Below are 22464 nucleotides of genomic sequence, written 5' to 3' on the forward strand. Positions count from 1 at the left end.
GACCAGATATCTACTTAAATTCATTGAATGATTCTTTTTCTATTTTGGATTATTAAGTATTACTAACGCAGCAATAACTCCTGGAACCCAACCACAAATGGTTAGCAAGAATACGATTACAACAGATCCACAACCTTTATCCAATATTGCCAATGGCGGAAAAAAAATTGCCAATATAACTCTCCAAATACTCATAGTTTTTAATGTAAAATATATTAAATGTTTATAATTAATTGTTACCCTTCTGAAAATAGAGCAGGTCATACTTATAAGTAGGTCATAATTTTATAATGTTACAATATCTGCTTAAAATTAATTTTTCTACTTTTAAGCTGTTTTTCTAAAAGATAATTGGATATACCCAAAATATTTATACTCGACCCCAAAAGTTTCTTGTGATAAAAACAGAAAATTACTTAAATTTTTAGATTTTTTGTGGGAGTACGTATAACATTTAATGACAATAACTAAACAGATGAGATTACTGATTTTTACTCTTTATTTTATGCTATTGATAAGCCCTAGGGTAACATTCTCTCAATATGAGTTTTCTGGGTATGTAGACACAAAAAACTGGTCAGGTGACATCTATCTATCCTTAATAGAAGACTATAGACAACTATCTGGAGTCTACCCCGAGCAAATAATACAAAAAACTATTAGTGATTCTACTGGGTATTTTAATTTTTCTGGTGATAATCTTCCTGTGCAAAATCATATGTATAGGATTCATATTGAAAACTGTTCTGAAGATGAAAAAAAGCTAGTACACTTTAATGGTTTTTGTCCAGAAAGTAAAGAGATTTTATTTATTGCAAATAATACCGACACCTTAAACTTACCTTTTTCTTTTGATAGAGAAATGTTTTGCAAAATTGTATCAGGAAACCAAAAAAGTAATGCTTTTATTAAAGTTGATTCTGTTATAGACGAAATGCGTTTTGCTTTTGCTTCATATCGAAGCCAAACGAATCGTAAGATAAATGCAAAAAAATGGTTTACTACTTTGCAACACTATGTACAAAAACAAAATGAACCACTAACAGAGCTGTATGTGTATTCTTTTCTATCTAATAAATCTAATAATCTATATGCAAACTACCTCGAAGATCTTAAGCATAATACATATTACGATGACTTATTAGTGCGTCTTCAAAAAAAATACCCCAATAGCACTTACACCAAGCAATACAATATAGAACTAGCTTCAGATAAATTTCTTATTAATCCCAAAAAAGCTTCTTCAGATAATCTTTGGATATGGTCTCTTTTGGGTATTCTTTTCCTTTCAATATCCTTTAATATTCTTCAATATTTGAGATATCGTAAAAAAAGAAATGCATCCAGTACTCTAGAGAAAAACCTTACACAACAAGAACAAAAAGTACTAGACCTTATCCTCAAGGATAAAACCAATAAAGAGATCGCTTCATCCATGTTTGTAAGTATCAGCACGATAAAAACCCATATCAACAACTTGTACAAAAAACTAGAAGTCAGCTCAAGAGACGAGGTTAAATCACTATATATCAAGAGATAATAAAATTTCCACCCGGGTTCTAGTCCTCTTTTCAAACCCAGTTTAATTGATTTTACACCCATATGTTTTGATTTTTGACGCAGCTAATCAATATCAAAACAAATGAATAAAGCTACATTTACAATACTACTTTTTTCTATATCCTTATCCAATCTATTGGGACAAACTAATAGCATAAATGTTCCTCAAAACATTAGACTTCCAAAAGATTCAATCACCTCTGATAAACTTATCCGTTCATTTCAAAATTTTCTTGACTTAAAGGAAAAGCCGAATCATGAGAATACATTAATTTCATCTCAGAATTTTATAGAAACCTCGGCCTTATTAGATGAATTAAAAGGAATTGAAAAAAGCTTCAAATATAAGGATGACAACTTTTACAAGTGCTATATCAATAATGTTATCCAACTTAATAACAGCAACTATTTAATTCAATTTCACTATTCCGGAGTTCATAAAAATCAACCCCTTTTGAGAGCAAACTATACCATAGTTGCACAAGAGACTGATGATCAGTTTTACTTTTATTCTCCGCTTCAACAAAACACATCTTCGTGGAAAGCTAAAACCATAGAAAATTACACTTTTTATTTTAAGGATCATTTTGATTTATCCAAAGCAACCGCATACACTGCAAAGATTGCGGAATATGACAGCATACTACATATTCCAAAACAAGCAACAAAATTATATTGTGCTGAAAACTTTAATGAGGTTTTAAAACTAATCGGTATTGACTTCAAACTAGATTATAACGGATACAGTTATAACACACTACAAGCCAATGAAAATGGAAACAGCCTGATTGTTGATGGCATACTAGCTTCAAATTATAAAAATTTTGACCCTCATGATTTATGGCATAGCAGGGTTAGAAAAATACTCCCTTCAAACAAAATATATAAGCCTGTTGATGAAGGTTGTGCGTTCATCTATGGAGGTAGTTGGGGATATACTTGGGAGGAAATTCTTCACAAATTCAAGGTTTTTATCACTTCAAATCCAAAATCTGATTGGCTGGAGCTATACAATAATGGTAAAAACTTTGGGGATGAAAAAAATAAAGCTTTACGGGTTGATTATATGCTAAATGCACTATTAATACAAAAAATAAACAAAGATCAAGGTTTTTCTACAGTACTCAAATTGCTTAGTTGCGGAAAAACAAATGAAGAATACTTTCCCCTATTAGAAACAGTAACAGGCATAACCAAAAGTAACTTTAATCGCAAAATATCTAAGTTGATTAGTCAAATCAAATAATAATTATGACGATTAAGCTTAGCATTTATACTTAAAAAATGTTTAACCCTTTTAATAATTTAAAAATTGAAATAATGAAAAAAACAATTTTATTTTTAACCAGTCTATTAATGATAACCCTTATATCTTGTAAAGAAAATGCTACTAACAAGATAAATCCAGAAAACGTTATTCTCTCTGCAAATCAGGATGTAAAAACCTCTAGTTTTCCGGTTATGACATTTGGAGAAACCAATCATGACTTTGGTACTATTAACGAAGGCGATATTGTAGAGCACAAATTTACATTTACAAATACAGGTAAAGCCCCATTGGTAATTATAAGTGCCAAAGGTAGCTGTGGGTGTACTGTATCTAAGTGGCCAAAAGAACCTATTGCACCAGGAGCTACTGGTGATATGTTGGTAACTTTTAATTCTAATGGCAAGCCTAATTTGCAAAACAAACAGGTAACCATTACGGCAAATACAGAAAAAGGTAAAGAAATACTTAAAATCAAAGCTATGGTTACGCCAAAATCCAAAATAAGCGGTACACCTTTAAGCAAGTAATAGACACCAGATTAAGAGTGTTTCTATCTTCTGACAATGATTTAAAAACACTCTTAATTTCTTGAATACAAAATACGCTATGAAGAAAATGGCTATATGTGGTATCTTATCACTCTCTCTTTCAATCATTACACTTTCTGCGCAATCATTTAATAATGAAGTCAGAATAGAAGATAACTCACCAATGCTTCTTGGTAAAATCAACAATCATGGCTTATCGCAAGAACCATATGATCAATGGTTTTCAAAAAACTATAATCAATACATACCAATACGAAACAGTATTGATTCTTTAAAAAACCAGTTACCTCAATACACCATTACTCTTTTTATGGGAACCTGGTGTGGCGATAGTAAACGAGAGGTTCCTAAATTTTATAAAATCTTGGAGAAAAGTAATTTCCCTTTAGATAGACTTACCACAATTGCTGTAGACCGTAGCCGTAATGCATATAAACAAAGTCCCGGAGGAGAACATGAAGGGCGGAATATTCATAGGGTGCCTACTTTTATCTTTTATAAAGATGGGAAAGAAATAAACCGTATTGTAGAATCTCCAAAAAATACTTTGGAAGAAGATATGCTGGCAATTCTTTCTAATAATTACACACCCAAATATGCTTCGGTCATCTTAATGAATGATATTCTAACCAAAAAAGGAGCTTCATTTATAATCAAAAACTCCAAAAAACTAGTAAAGCGATTAAAAGATAACACCAAAAACATTTATGAACTAAACACCTATGCAAGTGTCCTTTTTTATGCTCATAAAAAAGAAGAAGCGATTGCTATTCTAAAATTAAACACATTACTATTTCCTGAAGAGGTTAAGACCTATATAAGTCTTGCTAACAAATATGTACTTCTGGATGATAATGATAATGCAATCAAGTATTATAAAAAATCATTAAATATTACAGATAATGAAGAAATACGGCATAAAATTAGCGAATTAAAAATTGCATCAAACCAAGGTTAAAAGTTTTTAATAAGACCTTTCTTTAAATTCTTCAAATAGGCTATTTTTGTCCCTATTAAAATGACGAATCCATGCAATTATCAGAACAAGAACTTGTAAGAAGAGAGAAATTAAACGCATTACGCAATCTAGGTATCGATCCTTATCCGGCACCATTATACCCGGTGGACTATACTTCTAAACAGATAAAGGATAAGTTCGAAGAAGGAAAAAAGGTGGTAATTGCAGGTAGATTAATGTCTAGAAGAATACAAGGCAAAGCTTCTTTTGCAGAACTACAGGATACTGACGGTCGTATACAAGTATACTTCAATAGAGATGAAATTTGTACAGGTGAGGATAAAGTCAAATACAATGAGGTTTATAAAAAACTATTAGATATCGGTGATTTTATTGGTATCCAAGGTGAGCTTTTTACTACTCAAGTAGGCGAAAAAACGGTATTAGTTAAAGATTTCACATTATTAAGTAAATCTTTAAAACCACTTCCTCTACCTAAAACAGATAAAGACGGAAATACTTATGATGAATTTAATGATCCAGAATTAAGATATCGCCAACGTTATGCAGATCTAGTCGTTAACCCAAAAGTCAGAGATACTTTTGTAAAACGCACGCAGATTGTAAATACTATTCGCGACTTTTATAACAATATGGGCTTTCTAGAAGTAGAAACTCCAATTCTTCAACCTATTCCTGGTGGTGCTGCTGCACGTCCATTTATCACACACCATAATGCATTAGATATACCGTTATACTTACGTATTGCCAATGAGTTGTATCTAAAACGATTAATTGTAGGTGGGTTTGATGGAGTCTACGAATTTGCCAAAGATTTCCGAAATGAAGGTATGGATCGCACTCACAATCCAGAGTTTACGGTAATGGAGATGTATGCCGCTTATAAGGACTATCACTGGATGATGGATACTACAGAAAAATTATTAGAAAAAGTAGCAGTCACTCTACATGGTGATACCAAAGCACAATTTGGAGAAAACATAATCGATTATAAGGCTCCCTATAAGCGTATCGGTATTCTTGATGCGATAAAAGAACATACAGGTTATGACCTTTATAAAAAGAGCGAAGAAGAAGTTCGAGAAGCTGCAAAGGCACTAGGTCTTGAAGTCGATGAAACTATGGGAATCGGTAAAATGATAGATGAGATTTTTGGAGAAAGATGTGAATCAAACTATATCCAACCCACTTTTATCATAGATTATCCGGTTGAAATGAGTCCGCTGACCAAAAAACATCGTTCTAAAGAAGGGCTTACTGAACGTTTTGAACTTATGGTTAATGGTAAAGAGCTAGCTAATGCCTATACAGAGCTTAATGACCCTATTGATCAGCGAGAACGTTTTGAAGATCAGCTAAAATTATCAGAAAAAGGAGATGACGAAGCAATGTTTATAGATCAGGATTTCTTACGTGCTCTTGAGTATGGTATGCCTCCTACTTCTGGTATTGGTATTGGTATTGACCGTTTAGCTATGTTTATGACTAACAATCAATCTATTCAGGAAGTATTATTTTTTCCGCAAATGAGACCAGAAAAAAAGCAAGTAGAGCTTAATGATAATGAAAAAGCTATTTTTGAAATTCTTAAAAAAGAAAAAAGTATGGCACTTGCAGATCTTAAAAGCGCTACTGGTTTAAGTAATAAAGGATGGGATAAAGGGATGAAAGGGCTTTCTAAATTAGGATTGACAAAAGTTACCAAAACCGATGATAGCTTATTAGTAGAGATTGCTGAGTAAATATTAATTATTAGAATATAATATATACAAAAAACGCGACCGTAACGGTCGCGTTTTTTTCTTAAACAATCAATTCTAACTATACGAAACTGCATTCCTCCCCCAACAGTCTACGTATAACCTTCTTGTGCAATGGCTTCGGTAATAAACCATTGTATCTCGACGATATCTGCCGTATACATTATTTTCAAAATTACCTCTTATACAAGCATCCATACATTGTAGTTCATTAGTACTACTATATATTAACACGAACATAAGATTTATGTATACTAAAAGATGCTTCCAAAAGACTTTCTATGGTCTTTTTTCTGGCTTTTAGTTAGAACCAAAGATATTTTTGAAGCTATATATAAATGTTACCCTTAGATTAAAAAAACCTTAATATTGCTATGCTTACCCCACAGTATTGATTTTTAAAGTAACAATATTTCTACTTTTTTTTATTTGTTTTTAAACCTTTTTCCTTCTGTACGGTCTTAGTAATAAACCACTTAAAAAGCATCATTATGAAAACAACAAACATTTTTTTAAGAATAGCATGTATCGTTTTTATTTTTTCGGCAACCATAGGAGTCGCACAAGAACAAAAAAGTAAAAAAGTGCACATCGATAAAGATGGAAACAAAACTATAGTACGCAAAGGAAAAGATAGCGAAGGAAACAAAGCTGTATCTGTTACTAGAAAAGAAGCAGATGGTGATGTAAAAAAAGCCAAAGGAGTAAATCAAGCAGATGGTGATAAATACAGAGCTGCTGGCGTCAATAAAGCAGATGGCACTAAAAAAAGAGCAGCAGGTGTAAACAAAGCAGACGGAACCAAAAAAAGAGCCGTTGGTGTTAATCAGGCAGATGGGGATAAATATAGAGCCGGCGCTGTTAACAAACCTGATGGAACCAAAAAAAGAGCAGCAGGTGTTAAACGTGCTGATGGATCCAAAACAGGTGCTATAAAAAATGGCTCTGCTAATGGAGCAAAAAAAGCACATAAAAAAGGAAAAAAGACTCATAAAAAAGGAAAGAGAAGAGGATCAAAGGCATTACGTAAAAATATATAAGAATCCTGAAGAGGGTATATTTCAAATACTACTTAAGTTTCTCGATAGCCTCGAAAATTAATTTTCGAGGCTATCGTTTTGTTTACTAGTATCAAATTCTATGATCCGGCCTTAGTCGTTTTAATTTTGGTAACTCATTTTCAAGACAATACCCTAAGCAGTGTATCTAGACATAAAAACCTTAATAGTATTATGCCTATACCATCATATTTCTCTATTATACCGGATAAACATTTTCTAAAACCTATAAAATCTTGAAGTTTTGTTAGAATCAATTATATTTGAATATCTAAACACTGACCAGATGCCTTTTATAACAGACCAAGAATTACAGGATTATAAAGACCAAATAGAAAAAGCTGAAGAATCTAAACGTACTGCAGATTACGTTCGTAACAAAGCAGTAAAAGATGAACAGGAAAAATCCCAAAAGTTTAAGATAGCTACAATAATACTAGGAATCATAGCCTTGTTAGGAGTTGCAGGAACAGTTTATTTTATGAATTTTAATACTCCTGACAACATGGTCTCTCGAAAAAAACATAAATCCGAGGTTACCAAACGTGACAGTAAAATTGCTGAGTTAGAAGAGACTGTTCAAAACCTCTCTATGAATCAGGAAGTAGGTGGTAATAGTGCTAGTGGTTCTTCGGGCTCAATTCAAAATCAACTTGTATACGCTGTTCAAATAGGAGCTTTTGAGAGTAAAGATCTGTCACTGTATTCTGAAAATTTTGTAAATTTTAGAGAGATAAAAAGTGAAGGATTTAACAAATATGCTCTGGGAAATTTTGAAACCCTTGATGAGGCAAAGGTTTTTAGGAGAGAATTGGTTCGATTAGGGTTTAGAAGAGCTTTTATCGCTTCTTATCAAAACGGAGAGCGTATAAAAATTGAAGAAGCCTGGTAGATTACAAAGGTATTTCTACAGTTAGAATCAATAAAAAATCTCAGAAACCCAATACAGGTATCTGAGAAATTATACATTTTAAGATTTTTCTAATGATATTGATTTATGGTAAACCCCAACCTTAACAACCATTGGGGAATACCACAAAACCAACCAACAAAAATTATACATTAACTACTACGTATCTCTTACCTGATCTCTTGTAGTATACCCCTTTGCATGTATAATATTTTACCCCTCTTACTTTTACTATTTTATAGCCTCTGGGCAATGTAGTTACTCTTATACCTGCAGGAACTACAACTCTTTTATAGGCTCTATTCTTTTTCACATACCATATTCCTCCACTTCGGTAATAATGCACATTTTTATGTACCACAACTTTAGGGTGATGTACTTTATTTACAACAACACCATGTGCAGGGCGTACTCTTACATTTGCAGCACAAGAAGTCATTAAAAATCCAAATAATAAAATCGGCACAATAATTCTCATCATATTTTTCATATCCATAGTATTTTGGTTTCTTACTCTATAAGACTAAAGGATTATAAAAAGGTTTAATGAGGAAGCAAAAAAGATATTTTTTATAAAAAGTAAGAACATTATTCTACATACTCTTGAATCGGGATACCAGCAATAATCACATTCTCCAAAACAGACCTTCCTTCTTTAACATACACCAATGCATATACATTATCCTCTATCTCGTCGCGATTTGTTTCTAAATAAGCTCTTTCTGCATCATATGCTTTGGTCTCTTTCATATAAAATCTATTAAATGCAAGTTCAAAAACCACTTTCCCATTGTAATTATTTACAACCTTTGCCATTACATAATCAGCATTAATCTTTAATGGTTCTTTACTAATTTCTTTGGCAACAGCAAAACCATTACTATCATTTTCAATGTATACGCGTATCTTATCTCCATAGACATATGAAGAATCTAATGTATCAAAAGAATTCATCTCAAAGTTGAGCGTTATATATTTACCTCTAAATGGATCTGTAGGATCTATCGGTTGAGTCTTAAACTTATAGACAGTACCTGTCATCAAAGTATCTTCGCTATCATAAATCATCTTTAGTGGTATACCTAACTGCGCTAATATCACTATTATAAATACTATACTTATATAAATAGGTTTCATCATTTTACATTTTTTTGATTGACTTAATACGTTCTTGCTTTTTTAGCATAACATAATTGGCTAGAAAAAAACCGGCTCCTACCAATACAAATAAAAGCCCTCGGACTACAAAACTCATTCCTGTATCAAAAAACCTACAAATAATAAGTATCGAAATGATAAGCAATCCATAATTAAGTATCCCAAAGTTAAACTTATCTACACCAATTTTGATGGCAGATATCCCCAAAGTAAATACTAGAATATTCATTAATACCACAGCCAAGATTTCATTCCCGGAAAGAAAGAAATATACAATCCAAAAAATCACAAAAGCCACTTGAAACAGGTTTATTGCTCTAATCCCATTTTTAAAAACCGTATATCCAAAAACCAGCGTACTTAGTAGTAATAGGGTTAAAGAAACATAAAGCCCATGCAAGTCATATTCAAATGTTTCTGGAAGGTCATTCCATATCCATCTAAATGTAAATATCATCAATGAGATAATGGTTCCTAAAGAACCTATGATTAGAGAACCATTTTTGAGAGTTCTTACTTCACTAAAAATTGGTAATCTCCCAATATTATAAAGCAGACCAAATAAAGTGATATACATGATAAACCCAAGATCTTCACTATGTTTTATAAAAGTTCCCAACGCTATTGTAATGCTTATAGGCAAAATCCAATTAAAAATTGCCGCCGGATTACCCAAAACACTCTTTTTAAGAAGCATATAATAATATGGTAATATGATAATAAGAAAAATAACATACCACCAAGGTATTACATTACTTCTATAGCTCCATAAACCAACTTCTAAAGCATAATACGTACTCAAAATAACTAACAATAAAGCTACTGCATGCGACCGTAGTACATATATAAGAGGAAGACATAGAATTATCCAGGTAAGTAAAAAAGATCCTAATTCTCCCGGAATATTATAAATCTGGCTGACCAACGCAATGGTAGCTCCTACCGAGAAGAAAAGAAAAGTCCCCGAAGCTTCTTTCCAGGTATTACTTTTCTTTTTTAGGATAGAAAAACCCGTGAATCCCTGACCAATAATCAATGGGATAAATGCTATAATCGTCTTGGTCAACCTCATGAAATTATCCCAATTGTGCGCCAACATTAATATAATCCCCGAACCAATCAATAGTGCTCCAAAAATCCCAAAAATCGTAAATAACCTATTTGGTTTTTCTACATCTTTTGTAGAATAATACTCTCCTATTCTTTCTGCAACCTCTGGAGAAATAACCTTATCTCTGATAAGCATCTCCAGCTCTTTATCAAATTTTGCCCCCATAATGTAGTGTTATTTAGTTATAAAGTTAATACATGTTTTAATAATCAATTATTTTAAAAATCACTTTAACATCAGTTACACTCTGAATTTATTGTGTTTTTGGAATCACAATCCCATCACTGGCATCCTTTTTCTTAATGCCTACCAAAATCTCATGAAGGGTTTCTGCTGCCAATCCATGTAGTACCAGATTATATGCTGCAGAATATGTACTTCTGGGTACCATTGGATGTTTGTTGTTCACCAACCCCAAATGCCCGGGAGTACCTAGTATCTGCGAAACATATACTGCTATAGTTTCATCTAATTGCAAAGAGTTAGAAGCTCTTACAAAATCATTAGCCGTTAGAAATAATTGATAAAAAGGAGTAAATAACTCTATGGCAGACCTCAAATCCAGAATATTAGTCCATTTACTCGGGAATGTAATATGATCAAACTGATCTTCAGAGATCATCGAAGTATCCAAATGTTCTACATAACCAATAGAAACTCCTTTTTCCTTTAATTCACTATTTAAATTAATCACAAAATTGAATAAGTTTAAATCATGATTAAGAAACAAATCATCTTTTACATCATTAAAATCTTTTGGTTTCAAAGGGCTTGTTTTTACATCTACCCCCTTAATATTACCAGCGATAAATTGTAAAATTTCGCTGCCTACATGAAAATGCCTAAATATTAACAAGTTTGCATCTGGACTCACAAAACGTCTGAGTCCCCATGCCAAAATGATATGTAAAAACTTAGATGAATTAAACAGTTTCGGAAAGAAAAACTTTAATACATGGATAAAAAACATGGTAATTTTTGACCAAAAAACAAGTAATGGTCTTAAATATCTGGCAGACCTAGAGTCGCTATCAGACATCAAGGCTCGTTTTGTAGTATCATTGATAGGAATACTATTATCCAAATAGAGCGCTAACCATGGATTAGGATCTCTACTGTCATGTGTTTCGATTTCGAATATATCTTTTTTCATCAGCTTATAGTATTAGTTAATAATTCCCTAATTCTTTTAATTGCATCTCATACAAAAGCGCAGTAGTCTTTGCCGTTTTTACAATGTTTCTTGCCAAGTCCATGTGCATTAGAGGGTGATTGAGGGCTTTTTCTAAATTTTCGAAGTGTTTTTCGTCTGCAATTCCGTGATAAGTAAAAAAAGAAACCTGATTTTCTTTAAGGTTCAATTGGTCTTTGATCATAGTTCCCCAATAGGCAGCTAATCTTTTACCAATACCTTCAATAATAAACATAGCTCCTAAAAGATCTATCGGGTTCGGCTTACTGGCTTGTTGAAACATAAAGGATGAAAGTCCCATGCTTCCTATATTTTTTTCTCCAGAATGTATTTCGGACATATCTGCTCCCAGGTTTTTAAAATTCTCCTCTAACATCTGATAATCTTTATGTTCTACTGCTGTATGTTTTATAAAAGCAGAACGCAGATCAAACAATTCGATGTCAATATTAGATGCCGCTCTGGATATCCATTGAGAGCCATCAATCACCTGCTGTCTTAAATCAACGAGAAGTAATTTATAATCCTCCAAACTCAGTGTTTTATTATGTATTTTTTTGACAATCGGCACTCGTAATAAACTACTTTCAAAATCTATCCAAACACGAGAGAGGTTTCTTACCAGCCACTGGGATACCTGATCAGAATTAATAGTAAGCTCTGGGGATTCAATTTTTCTAATCGGGTAGCTTGCTTGCATTGTATCCTGTTGTCCTACTACGGTAAGTTTCATAAATGAGGTAATAAACCGACCGCTTTCGGGTACCATACATAATATGGACTGCCCATTTTTCAGTTTGCCTGAGTACATCAATTCTTCTAACATTATAAATATAGATGCAGCACCAGTATTTCCTTTACTAGTCAGATTACTAAACCATTTTTCTTCAGCGATTTCTCCACCTCCTTTTTCCATTAAGTCCTTTATGGGCTTTTTAAAATATTCTGATGAATAATGGCAACATAGCCAGTCTACATCTTTTGGGCTAATCATCCCTTTATCGATCAGTTCAAAATAATGTCCTACTCCTGTTTGCACTACCTGATTAAGTAACCTAACATCTTGTTTCAGATTGATAGCTCCTGCTTTTGATGCTGATTCATAATCTGGATAATCCAACCATGTCTGCTCAGATTCATTTTTATTGTCGTTTTTACCGGTATACATACACACAGGAAATGCATTGGCATGTGATCTAATATCAATCCATTCTACTTTTAATGATATTCCTTTGGTGCTCTTTTTATTCTCTAATACCAGTGCTCCTGCACCATCAGATAACATCCACCTCAAAAACTCTGTGTCAAAAGGCACAGATTTTATGTTTTGCGCTTCAAATCTTGAGGCTTTAAATAGCCGGCTGGCAAACTCACTACCTACGCAAACTGCATTTTGTTTCTCTTCACTTTTTATTTGTACATAGGCGCTCTTCAAGGCCATCATGCTACTAGCACAAACACTTTGAAAACTAGCTAGCTCACAAGTAGACCAATCCAACCCCCCGTGCACCATACTTGCAAATCCAGGTACGGGCAAATCACCTTGTGTAGTTGCGGTAGACAATAGTTCTATTTCTGTATTTCTAAGGCTACTTTTGGCTATTGCCTGCTCGATAGCGCGTATTGCTAGTTCTGCATTAGAATGTGTACTTTTTTGCTTTGTGTTTATAGCAAAATAGCGTTGTTTGATCCCATTTTGTTTTAGAATACGTTCCTTTACCTTACTCTTTTGTCCATTGATTTTTCCCAAATAGTCTTCTACCTCACTATTAGATATCGGTTTATTAGGTAAATAGACTCCAGAACTTGTTATATATACGTCTTTCATTTGTTTATTTTTTTGATAGCCTTTGTTGGCTTATTTTATCATTTAATTTGTCTAGAATATTAGAGGCAAATCCATAGTTTTTCTTGAATGCACCATGATGTGTATTATGCCGTGTTCCAAACAGTTTCCACTCTACTCCTTTTCCTTTTCCGAATCTGTAATTACAATGTCCGGAGTAGTTTAACAGTATACTAGTTAGAGGGTACAGAAAAACGGCTATAGGCGAAAAAGGTATAAGCGGAAGTATTGTAAGTGGTACCGTACTTAACAATAAAGCTTCAAACCAATGAAAACTATATACAGAGTATACCGTAGGGACTATAGATTTATGATGCACCTTATGTACTGTTTTCATTAAAAAGGGAATATGCATAAATCGGTGAACCACAAAAAAGTGAATCTCATTCCATAAGGTTAGGCACAGAACCCCTAATACAATATTCAAAAATGTATCCGGGAGTAATATTATTGTTTTGCTCCTTATCAAATACACCACGGGTACTACTGAAAAACCAAATACAAAGATTGATTTTAGAGAATGTATTCTCTCCATCCTCTTTTGTCTTTTGGTGGCTTTTCGAGCATTAATCCTATGGATTATATTTTTTTTCTTCAACCATATACATGATTTATCAAATAATGGAGCCATTCCAAAATAGAGTAAGAAAAAATACATAAATGTAAGCCCATACAATTGTGTATAGGAATATTCATAGACAATGTCATGAACCAGATTAGCACTCATCTCCTAATATTTATAATTATTTCTATTGAATAGAATGATGATGTAAGAGGCAGCTGCAACTCTACAGCTGCCCTTATCAATCATCAAAACAAGAGACCTTAAGCCACCCTAAGGTCCCTTCTTTTGATTACGCCTCTTTGCTTTCGATGTATTTTTTATCTCTGGTATTTTTCTGTACGGCAATAGCTGCAAACAAGCTCAAGGCAAATGACATTCCGTAGAAGCCTTTTTCACTAAGTTGCATATCGGCATTCCATAGACCAATAACCAGTAATAAAATAGAGGTTAGTGTAGTAAACCAACTGATCCCATAATAGATATCAGTAACAGGAATCCCTTCTAACTTATCTCTAACACTTTTTTGAACCGATACTGCAGAGAACAATCCAAATAGAAGGATTGTAAAATAGTATCCTTTTTCATTAAGTAACATATCGGCATTCCATAGTCCTGTACAGTATGAAATCATTCCTATAAATAATGCTGACCAAGATGCAGATATAAAAGCCGAAGTTGGTTTTTGATCATATACTTTGTTTTCTTTCTTTTCTACGTTTTCGATTATTGTATCTTCAGATACTTCTTCATTTAATTTGTAATTCATAATAATTGATTTTGATGATTAAATAAAAATTCAATTGTTTGTTTGAACACTACAAATGTGCGATGATCTCTTCTGATACAAAATTCAGTTTTCTAAAAAAACTTACGATATATTTTAATCAATAACTTGAAAATATCCCTTTTTACAGTATATTTATCAAAACTATACTTACTATATAATGCATATTATTTCTTCTATTATCCATACATTAACAGACGAAGAAAAACGAAGTTTTATCGTTCAGCTACGACAAAAAAATAAAAGAAACGATACCAAAAACGTACAACTATTTAAACTTCTTGACACCACTGCAACAGACAAAGATCTTGATATTCAGATTTATGGAAAAAAATCTAAAGGAGCATATCATGCATTATGCAAAAGACTACATGATTCTCTGATTGATTATATTGCTTCCAAAAGTTTTGTAGAGGAGACCTCTGAAGAAATGGAAACCATAAAACTACTCAGGGTAAGTAGAATTTTCTTCGAGCAAAAACAATATAAAATTGCTTTCAAAACAATTACAAAAGCAGAACAAAAGGCTAAAACATACGCTCTTTTTAGTATTCTAAACGAAGTGTACTATACCCTCATTCAATATGCCCACCTCAACCCTACTTTGGAGTTAGACATACTCCTTGCAAATTTTAAAAGCAATAAAGAGTCTTTACAACAAGAAGAAAACCTAAATTTGTTTTATGCCAGTGTACAGCACGAGCTACTACATCAAAAGAGAAATGTAGTACCAGTAATTAAAAATACTTTATCAAAGTTTGGGATATCTCTTGATCAGGATCTCACTTTTAGATCTCTGTTTAAAATTCTTGAAATCACCAACAAAACAGCCCATGTAACCAGAGAGTATCATACTATACTCCCGTTTGTAGAAGAAACCTATAAGCAAATAGATGCCAAAGAAGGGCTTATGGATAAGCATCTGTTTTATCATATCCAGATTTTGTACTATGTTGCCAATTCTTACTTTAGAAACAAAGATTTCAAAACCTCGCAACACTACTTAGAAATGATGCTAGAGCAGATGAAAAAATATGACAATAAGTATTTGAAGCGCTTCTATCCGCAATATAGCTTGTTGCAATCTCTTAATCTTAATTATACCAATCAGGCAACTTCTGCCATCTTGATGTTAGAGAATTTTGATTATGAGAAACATAAAGATCAGATCACATATCTTCTGGATCTAAAACTAAGCCTTATTGTCTACTATTTCCAGCAGCTTAGATTTAAAGAAGCTCTTGGTATCCTTAATGACTTTTATCACAGTGATCATTGGTATACTGAAAAGGCCGGAATTGCCTGGGTGATCAAAAAAAACCTGATAGAAATCTTATTACGAATCGAATTAGATCATATTGACCTAGTAGAATCCAGAGTGAATAGCTTTAGAAAAAAACATGGTACATATCTCAAAAAAAATCAAGAAGTACGAGTAATAGAGTTCCTAAAACTAGCAACAACATACTATCACAAACCAGAAGTAATAACGACACCTGAGTTTATAGATAAAATCCAAAATACACTAACCACACTCAATCCAGAGGAGGAGGATATTTTTGAAATGAGTTTTTATGCCTGGATAAAATCCAAGATCGAAGGCACTACACTCTACGAAGCTACATTACGTCTTGTAAAATAACCCCGTGAGTCCAAAACCCTCTTCTCTACAAAGGGGAATATTCCTACACTCATTGATCTCATCAAAAATATAACTACCTTAGTAACAACACATACCCACAGTATATATTATTAACATCAACTAAAGAATCAACACTAACATGAAAAAACTAATTTCAGAATTTATCGGAACCTTATGGTTAGTATTAGGCGGGTGTGGAAGCGCCGTATTAGCAGCAGCCTACCCAGAATTAGGCATTGGTTTTGCAGGGGTAGCACTTGCTTTTGGATTAACCGTAGTAACAATGGCTTATGCTATAGGTCATATTTCAGGCTGTCATCTTAATCCAGCCGTCTCAATTGGTCTATGGATTGGTGGTCGCTTTGACAAAAAAGAAGTAATACCTTATATTATTGCTCAGGTATTAGGAGGTATTGCCGGTGCAGGTATTTTATATCTTATTGCAACAGGCAAACCAGGCTTTGAGGTTGGAGGGTTTGCCGCCAACGGCTATGCAGAACATTCTCCAGGAGGGTACAGTATGGTTGCTGCCTTGGTCACAGAAGTTGTTATGACTTTTATGTTTTTGATCATTATTTTGGGAGCTACACATTCTAAGGCTCCTTGTGGTCTTGCCGGATTAGCAATTGGATTAGGACTTACTCTTATTCATCTTATAAGTATACCAGTTACTAACACTTCTGTAAATCCTGCAAGAAGTACTAGCCAGGCCTTATTTGCAGGTGGTTGGGCAATAGATCAGCTATGGCTATTTTGGATCGCACCCATTGTAGGGGCTGTTTTGGCAGGAATAGTATATAAAGCTATTTCTCCCGAAAAAGAATAAAAAAATATATAATAAACCTATAAAACACACCCCCTAATTTATCAAATAGGGGGTTTTTATTTATGTCTCTCCTTTGGATCTTCTTATAAAAAAAGCTCTATTAACCAAAACAACTAATTATACGCAATATCAATAAGTGTAATGTAGCTATACATTCTATTTTCACCTTACAGCAGATATACTTAAAGATCATCTACTTACTCAAAAACCTTTGGACAATGAACTCTAAACCAATATATCATTTGTGATTTCGCCTCAACCAACTTAACCTGGTTATTAGATACCTTAGTAATCCTTAAGAGAGCCCCTTCTTTTTCTCTTAAGTACATATAACCTTAAAACCAAAAACAATATGGAAAGTACATTTATTGATGTACTGCAAAAAGAAATTACTTAAACAAATTCAAAGGAAGTAAAATTGGTGTGTTTCAGACTAGTTAAATATATAGCACACTCATATGCTTATTCTGGTTTTATGACGCTATATGTTTACAAAAGAGAGGCTATACAGAGCTGCAGTTGTTCTGTTAGCCTCTTTTCTTATATTTTTGATAAAATCCTGTCATTTGTATAAATGACAGACTTCATACTCTTTTCTACTCAACCCCCCTTTATTAATCACTAATTATCCGTTATTTAACAAAAAAAAGTTATCTTACAACTTTGCAACCAACAAAAAACCATACCCCTTCTTATTACACTCTTATAAACCTTTACAGTATGCAACAAATATCATTTCTTCTACTTCTTTTATCAACTATAACTTGTTTTTCGCAATCAATTTCTAATACTACCGATTTGGTTGGGACATGGAAATATTATAGTGGGTATTTTGAACACAAATTGATCTTAAATCAAAACCAAACTTATACCTATACCATTGTAGGAGACCTTAACAATAGAAAATCACAAGGTACTTGGAAAATAAAAGGTAAAAAATTAGTATTACATAGTTATAAGCAGAAACCTACAGAATCAATTGTTAAGGCGCAATATATTGACTCCATAAAAGGAACGAAGTTTTCTATTAAAACAGAATCTGGAATCCCCGTTTCTATGCCTCATATAAAAATTAAAAATAATCTAGTTCACATCGATACTTTGATTACTAAACAGTCTCAGTTTATAAGCTTCAAGAATATAAGTCGTGTCAAAAAGTTTAGAATATCCTATGTTGGACTCAAAGCTGCTACATGGGCTGAAAAAACCAATGAAAATTACTTCGAAATAGTTATGGCAGATGTACTGGATAACTATATATATCAAAGTAATGATGTTTGGAGAATAAAAGATAATAAGCTTTTTTCTCCTTCAAGTAAAAAAGAGAATAAATTATTTAGCAACAAAAAACGAGTTAATTATTATTCAAAAGAACAAACTAATACTAATATAGATCGTATCCAATAGGATGTAATGCCTATTAATGAAATTAGTGTATAAACAATGAACTAGGTAGCTCCAATAAAAAAATTAACTTCGGTAAACTTGTTAATTTCTATCAAAGATCATTTTGGTTTTCATGACTCTGGAGATTCTGATAGTGACTATGACTTTGATTTTGACTAACTCTTTTGATAGCCATAAGGCTTCTTTTCTGGTAAAAGCGTTATAAATTGAATCACCTCTCCTCTATCTTCCTTTGCTTCAACTTGAACAACCGCATCAAACCGAAAAAAAATTAACATATCTCTAACCATAAAAGACATGTGTTTTCTGTCTTACATCATATATATTTAAACTTTAAATACAACTACCCTTCTTACATAATGGGTACAAAAACAAGACATGAATAAAATAGCAACATCTTTATCTATCATCTTTTTAATCGTATCTCAATCTCTCTTCTGTCAAAAAAAAGTAGCAATAACCATAGATGATGTTCCCAATACTATACAATACGAGAAAGATGGTTATAATTCATTACTATTAAAAAAACTAGACAGCCTATCTGTTCCTATTACAATTTTTGTAAACGAAGGGTTACTGTATAAAACTGCATCGCCAGATAAAAACTTTAAACTATTAACCGAATGGTACAAAAAAGAGTATATCACTTTAGGCAATCATTCATTTAATCACTCCCGATACTCTGTCGTTGGTATCGATTCATTTAAAACAGAGATCATCAAAGGAGCATATATTTCTAAAGAACTCGCCAATCATTATAAAAAGCCTTTGCGCTATTTTAGATTTCCGTACAATGATATGGGCAAAGATTCTATACAACACCATGCCGTTAGGGAGTTTTTAACCAATACCGGATATACCATTACACCATTTACTATAGAAAGCTCTGATTGGATGTACAATAGTGTATACCTGCATTATTTGGAAAAAGGAGATATTGAGAAAGCTCGAGAAATAGGTCGTCAATATGTTAATAAGACCATAGCATATTTTGATTTTTTCGAAAAAGCCAGCCACGACCTATATCGCCGACCTATACATCATATCTATCTATGCCATGATAATCGAATTAATGCAGATTATCTGGATGTTTTACTACATGCTCTTAAGAAAAAAAATTATGAGTTTATTACTCTCGATGAAGCACTATCAGATAAGGTATACGATCAGGAAGACAGATATTACCATAAATGGGGAGTCTCATGGATGTACAGATATCTAGACGATAAAAGGGTAAGAAGCAAACTAATGAAAAGTGAACCCTCTACCCAGCAGTTAGAAGCTCTATACAATAATATAAACCAGTAAAAGACCTCTCGTCATTTTATTAAACCTCTTTAATTATAATTTTAGCAAAAACTACCCATACTATATAAGACCAACCTCCTCTTGAGATAGCTCTAATAGGTTATAGAGCATTTTGAATAGGTCTTTTAGCCCTTTTAGCCCGGTATCTAGAGGGTGATAAGTGGTTTTACACCGCTTTTGATGGGTTATTAACCAATTATAAGCGGTTAAAAACCAGATCAAAGGAGATATATTACCCCTTATAAATGGTCATGAACCACCTAGAGAGACTTATCAACCGCTTCGAGATGGTTCATAACCAGATCAAAGTGGTTCTTGACCCCCTATAGGGGGGTGTTAGACGGGGGGTAACCCCTATTTTTTGTCCAAAAAAATTTTTAAAAGAAGTATCAAAAAAATACTTTTATATAAATATTGTAAAAAAATCATACACTATATAATCTTACTTTTAAGAAATACTTATTTTGGTAATTAAGAAAATACATTAAACAAAAAATTAATAAACCTATACTAAAAATGCACCAAAACATCACCTTACCAAAAATTCGTTTAAAAAAACTAAACATTCTAATTGCAACTCTATTATTAACTTTTATCAGTTGTCAAAAAGAGTCTGATCAATTAAAACCTGATAGTGTTCTGGCAAAAAAAATAGAAGCAGCATTTAAATCAAAAAGCGAAACTGTTGACTTACAAAAACATACCGATTTCGAGTGGGACAGTATCGTTATTTTTGGTCCTTATTCGGGGATGGATAACGCTGAATTAAATTTATCCAATATCCAGGAAAACTTAAATTTATCAAATGACGGAATACATACAATAGTATTTCTTAAAGACAATACTTCTGTAAAATTTGTTGAACTATCAAGATTAATAGGGGATTTCAAGGATATCAAAACTCAAATTCCAAAAGAAAAAGCTACGTTTCTTAAAACGACACCTCAAATAAAATTGGTTTCAGAAGAATAGACTCCTAATTTATAATTAACTTCTAGGTTTTGATTGTTCTAAAACCTAGAAGTACTATATTATATATTGTAGATTTTATTTAAAAAAATAACTACTTTGTAGATCAAGAAACTCAAATCACATAATATTATATGGAAAACTCAAACCAAATTGCGATAAGAGTAAAAGAAGTCTTTCTAAACGGTACCTGGATAGCAAATACAAACTACAAAGACGCATTATCAAAAGTCACCTGGCAACAAGCCACAAAAAAAATCGGGGCTTTGAATACTATTGCTGCACTAACGTATCATATCAATTACTATGTCGCAGGAGTTCTGAATGTGTTTGAAGGAGGAACACTAGATATAAAAGACAAATACAGTTTTGATCTGCCTCCCATTCAATCAAAAGAAGAATGGGAAAAATTACTCAGCACATTCTTGATAAATGCCGAAAAATTTGTAAGTCATATCGAACTTATGCCCGAAAATAAATTAGAAGAAGTATTTGTAAAAGAAGCATATGGATCATACCGAAGAAATATTGAAGGAATGATAGAACATAGTTACTATCATCTAGGTCAGGTTTCGCTCATAAAAAAAATGATATCCGAGTTATAAATGATCAAAAAATGGAATTTCACTTTATAAAGTCTTATTTTTAAGGATCTACAAATTGGCATTGGTATATGATATTGTGGGTAACACTAGTAACTTGATATATCCTGCACTATGGGAAACTTAAATAAAAACATCGAAAATCATTACCTAAAAGAAGCTCTTTTTGAAGATATTATTAACCGTCTCAAAGAACAAGAGATTGATCTAAATAATGTAACAAGGGAAGATATTTCTGGAGTTGATGAATTTCATGTCAGAGGAGCTGCCGTATCAAAAGAGCTAGCAAGCACTATTGATTTAAAAGGGGCTCATCTTTTGGATGTAGGCTGTGGTCTGGGAGGACCTTGTAGAATGCTCGCCGACGAATATGACTGTCATGCCACAGGGATTGACCTAAGTAATGAGTTTATCAGAACTGCCAATGGATTATCCAAATTAGTCAAACTAGATAACAAAACTACTTTTATACAAGGAGATGCTACCAATCTCCCGTTTGAAGATCAGGCCTTTGATGTGGTTTGGACGCAACATGTTCAAATGAATATTCCTGATAAAAAAAGGCTTTATTCAGAAATAAATAGAGTACTAAAACCGGAAGGACACTTCCTTTACTATGATATCTTTAAAAAAGGAGAGCAAGAAGTCCAATATCCAATGCCTTGGGCAAGTCATGCTAACCTTAGTTTTCTTTTTAAGACTGAAGAGATGGATACTATTTTAATTGATATGGGATTCTCAAAAATACAATCGGTAAATCAAACTCAGCCAGGAATTGATTTCTTTGATGCTTTGGTCAAAAGATTTCAAGAGTTTGGACCACCAAAAATAGGATTAAATGTCCTCATGGGAGAAACAACAAAACCTAAACTGATGAATCTCGTTACTCATTTCAAAAATGGAGTGTTAGCACTGGAAAGCGGTGTATATAAGAAATAAAGAATATCAAACTTATAATCAGTTATAAAA

The 22464-nt window shown here is 32.8% G+C and carries 23 protein-coding genes; 14 read left to right on the forward strand and 9 right to left on the reverse strand.

Translation table 11 applies throughout. The features are described from left to right. Positions 1–39 precede the first annotated feature (39 nt). Positions 40–195: a YqaE/Pmp3 family membrane protein gene (locus tag C1X07_RS23545; protein ID WP_103072511.1), complete on the reverse strand. Its 156-nt coding sequence runs from the start codon at positions 193–195 to the stop codon at positions 40–42. A gap of 280 nt (positions 196–475) precedes the next feature. Between C1X07_RS23545 and C1X07_RS23550 the strand changes: the two genes are divergently transcribed. The 7 genes from C1X07_RS23550 to C1X07_RS23580 all read left to right on the forward strand — a co-directional run bounded on the left by C1X07_RS23550 (position 476) and on the right by C1X07_RS23580 (position 8067). Next, positions 476–1540 carry a response regulator transcription factor gene (locus tag C1X07_RS23550; protein ID WP_241507323.1) on the forward strand — a complete coding sequence of 355 codons (1065 nt, stop codon included), beginning with the start codon at positions 476–478 and terminating at the stop codon, positions 1538–1540. Between the two features lie 102 nt (positions 1541–1642). After that, a complete protein-coding gene (locus C1X07_RS23555; protein WP_103072513.1) occupies positions 1643–2806 on the forward strand; it encodes a hypothetical protein in 1164 nt (387 codons plus the stop codon). Positions 2807–2880: 74 nt separating this feature from the next. Next, entirely contained in the window at positions 2881–3357 is a 477-nt protein-coding gene (locus C1X07_RS23560; RefSeq protein WP_103072594.1) for a DUF1573 domain-containing protein, read from the forward strand. A gap of 61 nt (positions 3358–3418) precedes the next feature. Then, a complete protein-coding gene (locus tag C1X07_RS25235; RefSeq protein WP_206604272.1) occupies positions 3419–4336 on the forward strand; it encodes a hypothetical protein in 918 nt (305 codons plus the stop codon). 71 nt (positions 4337–4407) lie between these two features. Then, on the forward strand, positions 4408–6099 hold the full coding sequence (lysS, locus tag C1X07_RS23570; protein ID WP_103072514.1) for a lysine--tRNA ligase: 1692 nt from the start codon (positions 4408–4410) through the stop codon (positions 6097–6099). A 509-nt stretch (positions 6100–6608) separates the two neighbouring features. Next, positions 6609–7157 carry a hypothetical protein gene (locus C1X07_RS23575; protein WP_103072515.1) on the forward strand — a complete coding sequence of 183 codons (549 nt, stop codon included), beginning with the start codon at positions 6609–6611 and terminating at the stop codon, positions 7155–7157. 304 nt (positions 7158–7461) lie between these two features. Then, positions 7462–8067: an SPOR domain-containing protein gene (locus C1X07_RS23580; protein ID WP_103072516.1), complete on the forward strand. Its 606-nt coding sequence runs from the start codon at positions 7462–7464 to the stop codon at positions 8065–8067. A 163-nt stretch (positions 8068–8230) separates the two neighbouring features. Here the strand turns inward: C1X07_RS23580 and C1X07_RS23585 are convergent, their stop codons facing one another. The 7 genes from C1X07_RS23585 to yiaA all read right to left on the reverse strand — a co-directional run bounded on the left by C1X07_RS23585 (position 8231) and on the right by yiaA (position 14723). After that, positions 8231–8575, reverse strand: a complete 345-nt coding sequence (locus tag C1X07_RS23585) for a DUF6515 family protein (protein ID WP_128755386.1) — start codon at positions 8573–8575, stop codon at positions 8231–8233. A 98-nt stretch (positions 8576–8673) separates the two neighbouring features. Beyond that, on the reverse strand, positions 8674–9225 hold the full coding sequence (locus C1X07_RS23590; RefSeq protein ID WP_103072518.1) for a GDYXXLXY domain-containing protein: 552 nt from the start codon (positions 9223–9225) through the stop codon (positions 8674–8676). A gap of 1 nt (position 9226) precedes the next feature. Next, positions 9227–10519, reverse strand: a complete 1293-nt coding sequence (locus C1X07_RS23595) for a DUF2157 domain-containing protein (protein WP_103072519.1) — start codon at positions 10517–10519, stop codon at positions 9227–9229. An 88-nt stretch (positions 10520–10607) separates the two neighbouring features. Then, entirely contained in the window at positions 10608–11507 is a 900-nt protein-coding gene (locus C1X07_RS23600; RefSeq protein WP_103072520.1) for a DUF6999 family protein, read from the reverse strand. A 16-nt stretch (positions 11508–11523) separates the two neighbouring features. Continuing rightward, positions 11524–13374, reverse strand: coding sequence for a beta-ketoacyl-ACP synthase III (locus tag C1X07_RS23605; protein ID WP_103072521.1), 1851 nt, complete (start codon positions 13372–13374; stop codon positions 11524–11526). A gap of 4 nt (positions 13375–13378) precedes the next feature. Further along, positions 13379–14119, reverse strand: coding sequence for a sterol desaturase family protein (locus C1X07_RS23610; RefSeq protein ID WP_206604273.1), 741 nt, complete (start codon positions 14117–14119; stop codon positions 13379–13381). Between the two features lie 127 nt (positions 14120–14246). Next, positions 14247–14723 carry an inner membrane protein YiaA gene (yiaA, locus tag C1X07_RS23615; protein WP_103072523.1) on the reverse strand — a complete coding sequence of 159 codons (477 nt, stop codon included), beginning with the start codon at positions 14721–14723 and terminating at the stop codon, positions 14247–14249. 178 nt (positions 14724–14901) lie between these two features. Here yiaA and C1X07_RS23620 point away from each other — a divergent pair, with 178 nt between their 5' ends. The 3 genes from C1X07_RS23620 (at position 14902) to C1X07_RS23630 (ending at position 18616) form a co-directional block, all read left to right on the forward strand. Beyond that, positions 14902–16383: a hypothetical protein gene (locus tag C1X07_RS23620; protein ID WP_103072524.1), complete on the forward strand. Its 1482-nt coding sequence runs from the start codon at positions 14902–14904 to the stop codon at positions 16381–16383. Positions 16384–16522: 139 nt separating this feature from the next. After that, positions 16523–17209, forward strand: coding sequence for an aquaporin Z (gene aqpZ / locus C1X07_RS23625; protein WP_103072525.1), 687 nt, complete (start codon positions 16523–16525; stop codon positions 17207–17209). Between the two features lie 720 nt (positions 17210–17929). Next, positions 17930–18616, forward strand: a complete 687-nt coding sequence (locus tag C1X07_RS23630; protein ID WP_103072526.1) for a hypothetical protein — start codon at positions 17930–17932, stop codon at positions 18614–18616. Between the two features lie 155 nt (positions 18617–18771). Here C1X07_RS23630 and C1X07_RS25425 read toward each other — a convergent pair whose 3' ends face one another. After that, entirely contained in the window at positions 18772–18906 is a 135-nt protein-coding gene (locus C1X07_RS25425) for a hypothetical protein (RefSeq protein WP_262494928.1), read from the reverse strand. Positions 18907–18994: 88 nt separating this feature from the next. Between C1X07_RS25425 and C1X07_RS23635 the strand changes: the two genes are divergently transcribed. The 4 genes from C1X07_RS23635 to C1X07_RS23650 all read left to right on the forward strand — a co-directional run bounded on the left by C1X07_RS23635 (position 18995) and on the right by C1X07_RS23650 (position 22434). Further along, positions 18995–19924, forward strand: a complete 930-nt coding sequence (locus C1X07_RS23635) for a polysaccharide deacetylase family protein (RefSeq protein WP_103072527.1) — start codon at positions 18995–18997, stop codon at positions 19922–19924. 516 nt (positions 19925–20440) lie between these two features. After that, complete coding sequence (locus tag C1X07_RS23640) at positions 20441–20896, forward strand: hypothetical protein (protein ID WP_103072528.1); 456 nt, start codon at positions 20441–20443, stop codon at positions 20894–20896. 131 nt (positions 20897–21027) lie between these two features. Then, positions 21028–21498 carry a DinB family protein gene (locus C1X07_RS23645; protein WP_103072529.1) on the forward strand — a complete coding sequence of 157 codons (471 nt, stop codon included), beginning with the start codon at positions 21028–21030 and terminating at the stop codon, positions 21496–21498. A 111-nt stretch (positions 21499–21609) separates the two neighbouring features. Beyond that, positions 21610–22434, forward strand: coding sequence for a class I SAM-dependent methyltransferase (locus tag C1X07_RS23650; RefSeq protein ID WP_103072530.1), 825 nt, complete (start codon positions 21610–21612; stop codon positions 22432–22434). Positions 22435–22464: the final 30 nt, after the last annotated feature.

It is taken from the genome of Aquimarina sediminis (assembly GCF_002895435.1).
Taxonomy (GTDB): Bacteria; Bacteroidota; Bacteroidia; order Flavobacteriales; family Flavobacteriaceae; genus Aquimarina; species Aquimarina sediminis.